Source organism: Sulfuricella sp., assembly GCF_035531155.1.
Classification (GTDB): domain Bacteria; phylum Pseudomonadota; class Gammaproteobacteria; order Burkholderiales; family Sulfuricellaceae; genus Sulfuricella.
In genome coordinates this window covers 1-13,415 of sequence record NZ_DATKTK010000020.1, presented here as the reverse complement: position 1 = coordinate 13,415, position 13,415 = coordinate 1, and the positions used below count along the sequence as shown (strand labels likewise).

Sequence of the window (13,415 nt, the reverse complement as noted above, 5' to 3'; positions counted from 1 at the left end):
ACCGTTCACGCACCGCCCCGCGCCAGCTGGCCTGGTATCTGGCCGATCGAGCCGGCCCCCATGGTCAGCACCACATCGCCGTCACGCACCACATTCAGAATTTCTTGCGGCAGTTCCGCCACCGTTTCCACGAAAATCGGTTCGACCTTGCCCACTACTCGGATGGCACGCGCCAATGCTCTACCGTCTGCGGCCACGATCGGCACTTCGCCGGCCGGGTAGACTTCGGTCAGCAGCAGGGCGTCGACGGTAGACAGCACCCTGACGAAATCCTCGAACAAATCGCGAGTGCGGGTGTAACGGTGCGGCTGGAATGCCAACACCAGCCGCCGGCCCGGGAAGGCGCCGCGCGCAGCCGCCAGCGTTGCCGCCATTTCCACCGGGTGGTGACCGTAATCGTCGATCAGGGTGAAGCTGCCGCCGCCCGGCAGGAAAACCTCGCCATACCGTTCGAAACGCCTGCCGACGCCGCGGAATTCGGCCAATCCCTTGACGATGGCCGCATCCGGCGCGCCCACTTCCATCGCTACTGCGATCGCCGCCAGCGCATTCAGGACGTTGTGCTGGCCGGGAAAATTGAGCCTGACCGCCAGTTCCGGCTGGCCGGCGCGCTGCACCTTGAAGCACATCTGGCCACCGCAATGGCTGATGTCGGTAGCGCGCACCTGCGCCGTTTCCGACACGCCGTAGGTGGTTACCTGCTTGGTGATGCGCGGCATGATCTCGCGCACGTTGGCGTCGTCGGCGCACAGCACCGCCATGCCGTAGAACGGCAGGCGCTGGATGAAATCGACAAAGGCCTGCTTCAGCCTGCCGAAATCGTGGCCGTAGGTTTCCATGTGGTCGGCGTCGATGTTCGTCACCACTGCCATCACCGGAGTCAGGTAGAGGAAGGAGGCATCGGACTCGTCCGCCTCGGCGACGATGAATTCGCCCTGGCCCAGCCGCGCATTGGCGCCGGCCGCCTCCAGCTTGCCGCCAATCACGAAGGTCGGGTCCATGCCCGCCTCGCCGAGTATGCTGGCGATCAGGCTGGTGGTCGTGGTCTTGCCGTGGGTACCGGCCACCGCAATGCCCTGCTTGAAGCGCATCAGCTCCGCCAGCATCATGGCGCGCGGCACCACCGGGATGTTGCGCTCCCGCGCTGCCGCGACTTCCGGGTTGTCGGCCTGGACCGCGGTGGAGATCACCACCACATCGGCGCGCTCCAGATTCTCGGTGGCGTGGCCCTGATACACCTGCGCACCCAGACTCTTCAGCCGGCGCGTGGCGACGTTGTCGCCCAGATCGGAACCGCTCACCTCGTAACCCAGATTGAGCAGTACTTCGGCGATTCCGCTCATACCAACGCCGCCGATGCCTACGAAATGAACGTGTTTGACTTTATGTTTCATCTATAAACCTTTCACCGCAGAGGCGCGGAGACGCGGATAAAATCCTTTCCTCATGAGAATCCTCTGCGCCTCCGCGTCTCTGCGGTTCAAGTAAATATTCATTTCGCCAGCTCCATGCACACCCTCGCCACGTCCGCCGTGGCTTCTGGCTTGGCCAATTTTTTCGCCGCCTGCGCCATCGCCAGCAGCTTTTCGCGGCTGAAACCCGTTAACAAATCAGCCAGCCCCGCTGGGGTCAGGTCCTGCTGTGGCAGCAGCACCGCCGCGCCATTCTCGCTCAGGAAGCGGGCGTTGCCGGTCTGGTGATCGTCCACCGCGTGCGGATAAGGCACCAGCACGCTGGCCACACCGGCGGCAGTCACTTCGGCCAGGGTCAGCGCGCCCGCCCGGCACACGATCACGTCGCACCAGGCATACATCTGGGCCATGTCGTCGATGAAAGCGCGGGCGTCGGCGGCGACGCCGGCAGCGGCATAGTTGGCACTGAGCTTATCCAGGTTCCTGGCGCCGGACTGATGGATTACCTCGGGGCGGTCGGCTTCTGCGATCAGCGCCAGCGCTTGCGGCACCGCATCGTTCAACGCCGCCGCACCCAGGCTGCCGCCCACCACCAGCAAGCGCAGCTTGCCCTGACGGCCGGCCAGCCGTTGTTCCGGTGCAGGCAGGGCGGCGATATCGGCGCGCACCGGGTTGCCACACCAGCCAAAAGCCGGTTTGCGACAGCCGATCGGCTTGTCGCCGGGATTATTGAAGGCCGACGGGAAGGCCACCAGGACACGATCGGCGAGGCAGGCCAGCACCCGGTTGGTCAGACCGGCCACCGAGTTCTGCTCGTGGATCACCAGGGGCTTGACCAGCAGGGAAGCCATCAGGCCACCGGGAAAAGCCGTGAAACCGCCCATGCCGAGCACCACATCGGGGCGGACGCGCAAAATCGCCGCCGCGCTCTGCCACATCGCCAACAGCAGCATGAGCGGCAGTGCCGCCCAGCGCAGCACGCCCTTGCCGCGCATGCCGGCGAACTTGACCCAGGCCATTTCGTAACCTTTTTCCGGCACCAACCGCGCTTCCATGCCGGCGCGGGTGCCCAGCCACACCACTTTCCAATCCTTCTGCCGCAGGTAGTCGGCCACGGCCAGGGCCGGGAACACATGCCCACCGGTGCCGCCCGCCATGATCAGGATGGTGCGTGATGGGTGATGGGCGATGGGCGATGGATCAACACCGATGCGCCTTTCATCACTCATCACCCCTGACCCATTACTCATACGGAGTACCCCTTCATAACCTGCCGGTTCTCCCAATCCACCCGCAGCAGCACTCCGATCGCGGTGCAATTTGCGGCGATTCCGCTGCCGCCGAATGACAGCAGGGGCAGGGTCAGGCCCTTGGTCGGCAACAGGCCCATGTTCACGCCCATGTTGATGATCGCCTGCACCGCCAGCCAGATGCCGATGCCATAGGCCACCAGTGCGGCAAAATGACGGTCGATCCCGGCCGCCTGGCGGCCGATGGAGAAAGCACGGACAGTCAGCCAGACAAACAGCAGGATCACCACTGCCACGCCGGCGAACCCGAGCTCTTCGGCGATCACAGCGAGCAGGAAGTCGGTGTGCGCTTCCGGCAGATAGAACAGTTTTTCGACACTCGCGCCCAGACCGACGCCGTACCATTCGCCGCGGCCGAAGGCGATCAGCGCGTGGGAAAGCTGGTAGCCCTTGCCGAAGGGGTCGGCCCAGGGGTCCATGAAGCCGATAATGCGCTGCATGCGGTAGGGCGAGGTCCAGATCAGTACCAGGAAGCCTATCAGCAGCATGGCGATGAGTCCGGCGAACAGCCGCCAGTTCATGCCGCCGAGGAACAGAATCGCCATGGCGATGCTGGTGATCACGGCAAAGGCGCCGAAGTCCGGTTCGCGCAGCAGCAGGCCGCCGACCAGCAGCATCACCATGAACATCGGCATGAAGCCCTTCTTGATGTTGTCCATGTAAGCCGCCTTACGCACCGTGTAATCGGCGGCGTAGAGCACTGCGAACAGCTTCATGAACTCGGACGGCTGCAAATTGATCACCAACAGCGACAGCCAGCGCCGGCTGCCGTTGACCTCGCGGCCGATGCCGGGAATCAGCACCAGCACCAGCAGCACCAGGCCGGAAAGGAACAAATAGGGCGCGATTTCCTGCAACACCTTGTTCGGCACCTGGAAGGCAAACAGGCCGAACAGGGTGCCGACACCGAGGTAAACCGCCTGGCGCACCAGGTAATAGCTTTCCTGAAAATTGGCGTGCTTATCCGCCGCGGCGATGGCGATCGAGGACGAATACACCATCACCAGCCCGAAGCCGAGCAGCAGGATCGCCAGCCACAGCAAAGTGCGGTCGTAGTCAGGTCTGGCGTGCTGGGCGGCTACTGGCGAATAGGAGTTCATGCTTCGTCCCCCTCCAGTTTTTTGACTGCGGCGATGAATACCTGGGCGCGATGTTCGTAGTTGCGGAACATGTCGAAACTGGCGCAGGCCGGCGACAGCAGCACCGCATCACCCGACTGGGCCTGCTCAAACCCCAGGATCACCGCCTCCTCCATGTTCGCCGCGGTGAGCAGAGGCACGCCACAGCCAGCCAGGGCAGCGCCGATTATTGGGCCGTCGCGGCCAATCAGCACGACGGCACGGGCATGGGCAGACACCGCCGGTGCTAGCGGGCTGAAATCCTGGCCCTTGCCATCGCCGCCGGCAATCAGCACCACTTTGCACGGCATGCCGTTGAGCGCCGCCACCGTGGCCCCTACATTGGTTCCCTTGGAATCGTCATAGAAAGTAACCCCATGAATCTCCGCCACTTTCTCCACCCGGTGCGGCAGCCCCTTGAATTCGCGCAGCGCCTCGAGCAGGGGCTGGATCGGCAGGTCGATGGCGCGGCACAAGGCCAGAGCAGCCAGCGCATTGGCGGCGTTGTGCAAGCCGGCAAGCGGCAGATCGGCTACCGACATCAGCCGGTTCCCGCCCTGCGCCAGCCATGGACCGTTCTCGCCTTCCTGCACCCCCCAGTCCTCGGGTTTTTGTGGCGCGTCCAGGCCAAATGTCATCACCCTGCGATCGGGCTTCGCCATCGCCAAGCTGTAGCGGTCTTCCCGGTTCAGTACCTGGACGCCGTTGCCGGCAAAAATGCGCGCCTTGGCTGCGGCGTACTCATCCATGTCGCGGTAGCGGTCCATGTGGTCTTCGGTCACGTTGAGCACGGTTGCTACAGCCGGATGCAGGGTGTGCGTGGTTTCCAGTTGGAAACTGGAGAGTTCGATCACGAACACGTCGGCAGTCTCGCCGCGCCGATCCAGATCGCTCAATGCATCCAGCACCGGCAGGCCGATGTTTCCCGCCACTACCGTATGCAGGCCGGCCTTCCTGCACATCGCACCGACCATCTCGGTCACCGTGCTCTTGCCGTTGGCGCCGGTGATGGCGATCACCTGGGTCCTGAGCGTCAAATCCTGAGTGCTGAGCGCCTGGGCGAATAACTCGATATCCCCGACCACCTCCACGCCGTGCGCCAGCGCATCGGCAACAGCCGGTTCGCGCAAGGAAACGCCCGGACTGACCGCAAGCAGGTCGGCATTGCGAAAGACCTCTTCCCTGAGCTTGCCGGTGAACAGCGGCACACCAGGCAGTTCAGCCTGAAGGTGTGCGGCATGGGGCGGATGGTCGCGCGAGTCGGCGACAGCCACCACCGCGCCTCTCGCATCCAGCCAGCGCGCCATGGAGAGGCCGGTGTCGCCCAGCCCCACCACCAGCACTTTTTTATGTTCTAGGTTTATCATTTTTTTCTTAACCGCAAAGACGCAAAGGCGCAAAGGTGTGAAGACTTTGAATTTCTTTGCGTCTCTGCGTCTTTGCGGTTATTCACTTTCATCTCAACTTCAACGTCGAAAGCCCAACCAGTACCAGCATCATCGATATGATCCAGAAGCGAACCACAACCTGATTCTCTTTCCAGCCCTTCAACTCATAATGGTGATGCAGCGGCGCCATGCGGAAGATGCGCTTGCCGGTGAGTTTGAACGACCCCACCTGGAGCACCACCGACAGGGTTTCCACCACGAACACCCCGCCCATCACGAACAGGACGATCTCCTGCCGCACGATCACCGCCACCACGCCGATCGCCGCACCCAGCGCCAGCGCGCCCACATCGCCCATGAACACTTCGGCGGGGTAGGCATTGAACCAGAGAAAACCCAGGCCGGCTCCGGCCAGGGCGGTGCAGAACACGGCCAATTCACCGGCGCCGGGCACGTAAGGAACACCGAGGTAACGCGAAAAAACGAAGTGACCGGCAACGTAGGCGAATAGCGCCAGCGCACCCGCCACCATCACCGTCGGCATGATCGCCAGGCCGTCCAACCCGTCGGTGAGGTTGACCGCGTTGCTGCTGCCGACGATGACGAAATAGGTCAGCACGACGAAGCCCACTCCGCCGAGAGGAATCGTCAGCAGCTTGAAGAAGGGCACGATCAGTTCGGTATGGGCCGGCAGCGTGGCAGTCATGGCAAGGAACACGGCAACACCGGCACCGATCAGCGACTGCCAGAAATACTTGGCCTTGGCCGACAGCCCCTTGGGATTGCGATGCACCACCTTGCGCCAGTCATCGACCCAGCCGATTGCACCGAATCCCAACGTGGTGGCCAGCACTACCCAGACATAAGGGTTTCTCAGGTCCGCCCAGAGCAGGGTGGAAATTGCCATCGCAACCAGGATCAGCGCACCCCCCATGGTCGGCGTTCCCGCCTTGACCAGGTGCGTCTGCGGGCCGTCGTCGCGCACCGACTGGCCGATCTTGTAGGCGGTGAGCTTGCGGATCATGGTCGGACCGATGATGAACGAGATCATCAGCGCGGTCAGCATCGCCAGCACCGCACGCAGCGTGATGTAACCAAACACGTTGAAGGCGCGAATGTCGTGCCCCAGCCACTGGGTCAGTGCGAGCAGCATGTCTTCTCCCTCTTGATGGTGAAGGGTAATGAGGGATGGGCAATGAGTGAAACACCTCGCGCGATGCTCGCCAATGCCTCATACCACTTACTCATCACCCCTTACCTCAAAGCTTTTAACCACCCGCTCCATCTGCATGAAACGCGACCCTTTCACCAGTACCGTCACATCCGGCGCCAGCAGGTTTTCGATATCGTGCAGCAGGTCCTCGATATATTCGAAATGCCGTCCGCCCGCGCCGAAAGCCTGTGCAGCTGCGGCACTCAGATCGCCCAGGGTGAGCAGCCAGTCGATCCCGGCCGCCTTCGCCGCCGCGCCAATTTCGGCATGCAGCGCACGCGCGTTTTCGCCCAGTTCGCCCATGTCGCCGAGCACCAGCACCTTCTTGCCCGGCAAGCCGGCGAGCACGGCGATCGCCGCCCGCACCGAGCCGGGATTGGCGTTGTAGGTATCGTCGATCAGGGTGGCGCCATGCAGGCAGGGATTTTTCTGCAGCCGGCCCTTGACGCTGGAAACCTTTGCCAGGCCTTCGGCAACGATTGCGTTATCGACCCCCAGGGCCTGAGTCACGGCAGCTGCCGCCAGGGCGTTGCGCACGTTGTGCTCGCCCGGCACCGGCAATGCGACGGCAAATTTACCGGTGGGCGTGGTCATCTCGATTTCGCTGCCGAAGGGCTGCAATTTGAAGCTGGCCGACACTTCTGCTGACTGCTCGAGGCCGAAGCGAATGGCGCGATGAGCCCCGGCCAGTTCCTGCCACAGTGCCGCATGCGGGTCGTCGGCGTTGATCACGGCGGTGCCGTTAGCGGCCAAACCCTCGAAAATCTCTCCCTTGGCGCGAGCCACCGCCTCCACCGTGCCCAAACCTGCCAGATGGGCGGCCTGGGCATTGATGATCAGCGCCACATCGGGCCTGGCGATCATGGACAGATGTGCGATCTCACCCGGATGGTTCATGCCCATCTCGATCACGGCGTAGCGATGGGTATCGCGCAATTCGAGCAGCGTCAGCGGCATGCCGATGTCGTTATTCAGGTTACCCTTGGTCGCAAGCACTTGGTCGTCCGCGCCAACCTGAGCCCGCAGGATCGCGGCGATCATTTCCTTCACCGTGGTCTTGCCGCTGCTGCCAGTAAGTGCCACCACGGGAATGGTGAATCGGCTGCGCCAGTGACCGGCCAGTTCACCCAGAGCAAGGCGCGCATCCTTGACAACCAGCAGCGGGAAATCGCCCCAGGACGGGTCGCGCCGCTCCACCAGCGCTGCGACTGCGCCCTGTTCCATTACCTGTTTGACGTAATTATGGCCATCGAAACGCTCACCCTTCAGCGCCACAAACAAATCACCGGCAGCCACCGCACGACTGTCGGTGGTGACACCGGAGAACGTCACATCCGCACCGCTGGTTTCAGCGTTCAGGGCCTTGGCTGCTGCACTCAGACTTAACATGTTGCATATCCTTGCATACGATCTTTCATGCGCTTCAGCGCATCGCTAAAGTCGGAGTCCCGATTTGGGACAAGACTTGCCGAGCCACCTCGGCATCGGCAAAGGGCAGTTTCACGCCCTTGATTTCCTGGTAATCCTCGTGACCCTTGCCGGCGATCAGCACCACGTCATCCAGCTGCGCCCCGCGCACTGCGGCGTCTATGGCGGCAGCGCGGTCATCGATCACATGGTAGTTGGCACCCATGCCGGCGATGATTTCGTCGATGATGGCGTGGGCATCCTCGCCGCGCGGGTTGTCGCTGGTCACGATCACGCTGTCCGCGAGACGCGATGCCACCTCGCCCATCAGCGGGCGCTTGCCGCGGTCGCGCTCGCCGCCGCAGCCGAACACGCAAATCAACTTGTTTTTGCCGCCCATGATTTCGCGCAGGGTGCCAAGTACCTTTTCCAGCGCATCCGGGGTGTGAGCGTAGTCCACCACCACCAGCGGCTTGCCCTCGCCGCCCAGGCGCTGCATGCGGCCCGCAACCGATTCAACCTTGCCCAGTTCGCGCACCGCGTCTTCCAGTGCGATGCCGCTCACCAGCAGTACCGCCAGCGCAGCCAGCAGGTTGGAAGCGTTGAAGCGGCCGAGCATCTTGCTGCTCAGCTGTGCCGTTCCCCATGGCGTAACCACCTTGAAGCGGATGCCGTCCGCATCCGCCACCAGATCGCGCGCCAGAACGGCAAAGCGGCAGCCCTCATGCTTCCCTTCCAGGCTGTAGCCCACCGTCTGCACGCCGCTGCAACCGAGCCTGCCAGCCAGTTCGACGCCGAACGGGTCATCCATATTGAGCACCGCGTATTGCAGCTCCGGCCACGCAAACAGGCCGGCCTTGGCGGCGGCGTAGGACGCCATGTCGCCGTGGTAATCCAGATGGTCGCGCGACAGGTTGGTGAGCACGGCGATGTCAAAATGCACGCCGTTGACCCGGCCTTGATTCAGACCATGGGACGACACTTCCATCGCCACGCACTCCGCGCCCTCAGCCAGGTAGTCGCGCAACAACGCATGCAGACTGACCGCATCCGGCGTGGTGTTGGCGGAAGGCGCCAGCACGCCGGGAAAACCGTTGCCGAGCGTGCCGACCATGGCGGTTTTTCTGCCCAGATCGGTCAGGCATTGAGCAATCCAGTGGCAGCACGAAGTCTTGCCGTTGGTGCCGGTAATGCCGATCGTCCGCAATTGGCGCGACGGCTCGCCGTAAACCTGGCTGGCAATCTCGCCTATTTTGTCGCGCAAACCCTCGACCGGAAGATTCGGCACTTTCCATTCGTCATTCCACTCGAACCCCTCGCGCTCCCACAGCACCGCATTGGCGCCGGCGGCAACCGCCTGTGCAATGAACTTGCGCCCATCCAGCCGCTCGCCGGGGTAGGCGGCGAAGGTATCTCCCTGCCGGGCTTGTCGGCTATCGACAACCAGATGCTTCACCTCTGTGCCCAGTTGAGTAAGGACAGAAGCTTCCACGCCACCCCTCACCCCTGACGCCTCACCCCTCACCGAAGCACTCATACCACCTCCTTCACTTCGGGAGTGCCTTCCGGCGGCAGGATATTGCCGGTCGGCGCATCGGGCGGCACGGAGAGCAGGCGCAGCGCGCCCGACATCACCTGGCTGAATACCGGTGCGGCCACAGCGCCACCGTAATACTGGCCATTGGAAGGTTCATCGATCATCACCGCCACGATCAGGCGCGGATTGGACGCCGGCGCCAGGCCGACGAATGAAGCGATATATCGATCCGACGAGTAATGGCCATTTTCTTCCTTGTGCGCCGTACCGGTCTTGCCCGCCACGCGATAGCCCATCACTTGGGCGCGCGGCGCCGTGCCGCCTGGCATCACCACCAGTTCCAGCATGCTGCGCACTGCTTGCGAGGTTTCCGCCGCGATCACCTTCGCCCCTGTCGGCGGGGCATCCAGCTTGAGCAAGGAGACCGGCCTGATTTCGCCGTCTCCGGCAAACACCATATAGGAACGCGCCAGTTGCAGCAGGCTGACGGAAATGCCGTGGCCGTAAGCCATAGTGGCCTGCTCGATCGGCCGCCAAGTCTTGTAGGGGCGCAGCCTGCCTGCCGCCTCGCCGGGGAAGCCCGCATGGGGCGGCTTGCCGAACCCGAAATGGTCGAAGGCATTCCACAGGTATTCCGGCTCCAGTGCCAGCGCCATTTTGGCAGCGCCGACGTTGCTCGACTTCTGGATCACCTGCGCCACCGTCAGCACGCCATTGGGATGGGCGTCGTGTATTGTCGCCGAACCGATAGTGAAGGTGCCGGGCGCGGTCTGAACCAGTGAATCAGGCTTGAATTTCCCCGACTCCAGCACTGCCGCGGCAGTGAACGGCTTCATCGTCGAGCCCGGCTCGAAGGTGTCGGTTACCGCGCGGTTGCGCGTGCTGTTGCGATTCAGCTTGGCACGGTTGTTGGGGTTGTAGGCAGGCAGGTTGGCCAGCGCCAGGATTTCGCCGGTTTTCGCGTCGAGCACCACGATCGCGCCGGCCTTGGCCTTGTGTTCGGTGACTGCCGCTTTCAACTCGCGATAGGCCAGGTACTGGATCTTGCGGTCGATGCTGAGCGCCAGGTCGTGACCGTCCTGCGGAGCGCGAATGCTTTCCACGTCCTCGACGATGCGTCCGAGGCGATCCTTGATCACGTGGCGGCTGCCCGGTTTGCCGGCGAGCCAGTCCTGGTAGGTCAGTTCTAGCCCTTCCTGGCCGTTGTCGTCGACGCCGGTAAAGCCGAGCAGATGGGCCACCACATCCCCTGCAGGGTAATAGCGACGATATTCGCGCTGCAGGAACACGCCCGGCGCATCGACCTGCATCACCCGCGCCGCGGTTTCCGGCGGCACCTGGCGCTTGAGGTAGATGAAATCGCGCTGGCTGTGAGTGAAGCGGCTCTTCACATCGCTTTCGCTCATTTCCAGAATCTTGCTCAACTGACGGATACGTTCCGGCGTGATCTCAAAATCCTTCGGGCTGACCCACACCGACTCCACCGGCGTGCTGATCGCCAGCGGTTCGCCGTTGCGGTCGGTGATCATGCCGCGGTGCGCAGTCAGTTCGATCACCCGACTGTAGCGCGCGTCGCCCTTCTGCCGCAGGAAGTCGTTGTTCAGACCCTGCAGGTAAAGGGCTCGCACAATCAAGGCCAGAAACCACGCCAGCAGCAGCCAGATCAGGATGCGCGCACGCCCGGTCGGCAGCTTCAGCATCGGCACGCTGCGTCCGCGCGTAGCCCCGTTCAGCCCGTAGCTCATGGCCGCACCGCCTTGTTAGTCGCCGGCGGCACCACCTGAATGCGCGAGGCGTCAGGCACCTGCATCTGCAGGTAGGCAGTTGCGATTTTCTCGATACGGGTGTGCATCGCCCAGGTGCTTTGCTCCAGCTGTAGCTGCCCCCACTCCACTTCCATCTTTTTCGCCAGCTCCTGCTCCTGCTGCAGCTCGATGAAAATCTTGCGCGCCTTGTGCTGGGCGGTAACAATCCCCAGCGCGCACATCACCAAAACCAGCACCAGCAGCAAGTTGAGCTTGATCATGGCGCCCCCTCAAACGGACAGCACGAACCAGCAAGACTGTATGTCAGCGCCCGGCTGCATACGATCCCGCACGAGCCGGTTTCATGGCTCGCAGCGGGTCGGAGTCCCCTTGTGGGGCAATCGTGGCTGGTCGCACCTTCCTGCGGAAGGCACTGCTCCCTGCTCATGCCGCTGCCTCCGTACGCTCAGCCACGCGCATCGTCGCGCTACGCGAGCGCGGGTTGGCGGAGACTTCCGCCTCGGAAGGTCGAGCGGCCTTGCCCACCAGGCGCAAACGCGGCGCCGGTAGCTGCGCAGCGCGCAACGGCAGCCTGGCCGGATAAACAGACGGTTGCGCGCCATCACGCATGAAGCGCTTGACGACACGATCTTCGAGGGAATGAAAGCTGATGACTACGAGGCGGCCGAACGGCGCCAGAACCTCGACGCACTGAGGTAACACTAGCGACAACTCCTCAAGCTCCTGATTGAGGTAAATCCGTATAGCTTGAAAGGTGCGCGTCGCCGGGTCTTGATGTGGCTCGCGGCTTTTGAAGGCCTTTGCCACGATCTGGGAAAGTTGGCGAGTGGTAACGATAGGCTCCCCCGATCGAGCCGCAACAATCGCTCTTGCAATCTGTTTAGCATACCGTTCTTCACCATAATTTTTTATCACCTCCCCGAGTTGTTGTTCAGTTACGTCAGCCAACCATTCCGCAGCGGTTTGTCCATGGCTCGTGTCCATGCGCATATCGAGCGGCCCATCAAAACGAAAACTGAAGCCGCGTGCCGCTTCGTCGATCTGCGGGGATGAAATCCCCAGGTCAAGCAAAACCCCATCGACGTGCGCCACCCCCAGTTCCTTCAACACATCGCGCAAGCGGCTGAAGCTGCTGTGCACGATCTGGAAGCGCGGGTCGGTTATTTTTCGGGCCTCTTCCACACCGGCCAAATCCCTGTCCAATGCGATCAACCGGCCCCGCTCGCCCAGCTTTTCCAGGATCAGCCGGCTGTGGCCGCCACGGCCGAAGGTGCAGTCCACGTAGACCCCGTCCGGCCGGATGTTCAGACTGTCGACCGCCTCGTCCAGCAGAACCGTCTTGTGGCGAAATCCCTCGCTCACAGCGAGAAGTTTTCCAGCGCGGTCGGAATGGCATTGTCGGGAGACAGCGCCTGCTCCATCTGGGCACGCCAGCCCTCCATGCTCCACAGCTCGAAATATCCGCCCTGGCCGATCAGCATGGCTTCTTTCTCCAGTCCGGCAAGTTGACGCAGCACGGGGGAAACCAGCAGGCGGCCGGATGCGTCCAGTTCCAGCTCCTCGGCATGGCCTAACAGCAGGCGCTTCCAGGAACTCGACACGGGATCGAAACTCGGCAATGAATTGATTTTTTCTTCGATGGGCAGCCAGGCAGGCTGAGGATAGAGCAGCACACAGCGATGGGGGTGTGCGGTCATTACCAGCCGCCCGGCGGACTGGACCAGCAGCGCGTCACGATGCTTGCTTGGCACTGCCAGGCGTCCTTTCGCATCGAGATTCAAAGCTGTTGCACCGCGAAACATGACGCCCCCTTTAGATTCATATTGGCGAAGCAGGCTCCCACAAATCCCCACTTCTCACCACTTTTTTGCACTATAGGCAAAAAAAAGCGGAGGGTCAAGCTAAACTTCGGGTTTTTCTCTTTTGTGACAACGAGTTAATTAACAATTCATCAAAAAACCAATATGCTTAAAAAGCAAATAGATACGTAAAATACCGAAAGTAAATTATTAGGACTTTGAGGTGTGGAGTGAAGGGTGGAGCAAGGAGGGAAGCAACCCTCATCCAACCTTCTCCCGGAGGGAGAAGGGGCAATGGTGAAAGGCACTTATTTTGATTGGGGTGAAGCTGGCCGATAAGCCGGGTTCTGTCGTGGACAGTCATTCCTCTAGGCGCACGGTTACCCGTGAACTCAAGCAACCTACCCGCAGGCTCGACGAGCCGCCTCAACGCCTGCCTATTTGGTCTTGCTCCGGATGGGGTTT

11 protein-coding genes and 1 other RNA gene are annotated in these 13,415 nt (G+C 62.1%); all 12 read right to left on the bottom strand.

Features of this window, described 5'->3' with window-relative positions:
• Positions 1 to 5 precede the first annotated feature (5 nt).
• Positions 6 to 1,394: a UDP-N-acetylmuramate--L-alanine ligase gene (gene murC / locus VMV64_RS03920; RefSeq protein ID WP_325328647.1), complete on the bottom strand. Its 1,389-nt coding sequence runs from the start codon at positions 1,392 to 1,394 to the stop codon at positions 6 to 8.
• Positions 1,395 to 1,492: 98 nt separating this feature from the next.
• Entirely contained in the window at positions 1,493 to 2,641 is a 1,149-nt protein-coding gene (gene murG / locus VMV64_RS03915) for an undecaprenyldiphospho-muramoylpentapeptide beta-N-acetylglucosaminyltransferase (protein WP_325328675.1), read from the bottom strand.
• Between the two features lie 17 nt (positions 2,642 to 2,658).
• Positions 2,659 to 3,822 carry a putative lipid II flippase FtsW gene (gene ftsW / locus VMV64_RS03910; protein ID WP_325328646.1) on the bottom strand — a complete coding sequence of 388 codons (1,164 nt, stop codon included), beginning with the start codon at positions 3,820 to 3,822 and terminating at the stop codon, positions 2,659 to 2,661.
• Positions 3,819 to 5,207, bottom strand: coding sequence for a UDP-N-acetylmuramoyl-L-alanine--D-glutamate ligase (gene murD, locus VMV64_RS03905; RefSeq protein ID WP_325328645.1), 1,389 nt, complete (start codon positions 5,205 to 5,207; stop codon positions 3,819 to 3,821). The genes ftsW and murD overlap by 4 nt, the downstream gene beginning before the upstream one ends.
• 88 nt (positions 5,208 to 5,295) lie before the next feature.
• Positions 5,296 to 6,381 (bottom strand): phospho-N-acetylmuramoyl-pentapeptide-transferase, encoded by a 1,086-nt coding sequence (gene mraY / locus VMV64_RS03900; RefSeq protein ID WP_325328644.1) that lies wholly within the window; start codon positions 6,379 to 6,381, stop codon positions 5,296 to 5,298.
• 87 nt (positions 6,382 to 6,468) lie between these two features.
• Positions 6,469 to 7,830 (bottom strand): UDP-N-acetylmuramoyl-tripeptide--D-alanyl-D-alanine ligase, encoded by a 1,362-nt coding sequence (locus tag VMV64_RS03895; protein WP_325328643.1) that lies wholly within the window; start codon positions 7,828 to 7,830, stop codon positions 6,469 to 6,471.
• Positions 7,831 to 7,864: 34 nt separating this feature from the next.
• Entirely contained in the window at positions 7,865 to 9,385 is a 1,521-nt protein-coding gene (locus VMV64_RS03890; protein WP_325328642.1) for a UDP-N-acetylmuramoyl-L-alanyl-D-glutamate--2,6-diaminopimelate ligase, read from the bottom strand.
• Positions 9,382 to 11,130, bottom strand: coding sequence for a penicillin-binding protein 2 (locus tag VMV64_RS03885; protein ID WP_325328641.1), 1,749 nt, complete (start codon positions 11,128 to 11,130; stop codon positions 9,382 to 9,384). The genes VMV64_RS03890 and VMV64_RS03885 overlap by 4 nt, the downstream gene beginning before the upstream one ends.
• Positions 11,127 to 11,411, bottom strand: a complete 285-nt coding sequence (gene ftsL, locus VMV64_RS03880) for a cell division protein FtsL (RefSeq protein WP_325328640.1) — start codon at positions 11,409 to 11,411, stop codon at positions 11,127 to 11,129. Before ftsL ends, VMV64_RS03885 begins: the two co-directional genes overlap by 4 nt.
• Positions 11,412 to 11,574: 163 nt before the next feature.
• Positions 11,575 to 12,513 (bottom strand): 16S rRNA (cytosine(1402)-N(4))-methyltransferase RsmH, encoded by a 939-nt coding sequence (gene rsmH / locus VMV64_RS03875; protein ID WP_325328639.1) that lies wholly within the window; start codon positions 12,511 to 12,513, stop codon positions 11,575 to 11,577.
• Positions 12,510 to 12,953, bottom strand: coding sequence for a division/cell wall cluster transcriptional repressor MraZ (gene mraZ, locus VMV64_RS03870; RefSeq protein WP_325328638.1), 444 nt, complete (start codon positions 12,951 to 12,953; stop codon positions 12,510 to 12,512). The genes rsmH and mraZ overlap by 4 nt, the downstream gene beginning before the upstream one ends.
• 317 nt (positions 12,954 to 13,270) lie before the next feature.
• An RNA gene (gene rnpB / locus VMV64_RS03865) (RNase P RNA component class A) lies at positions 13,271 to 13,415 on the bottom strand; the annotation flags it as partial.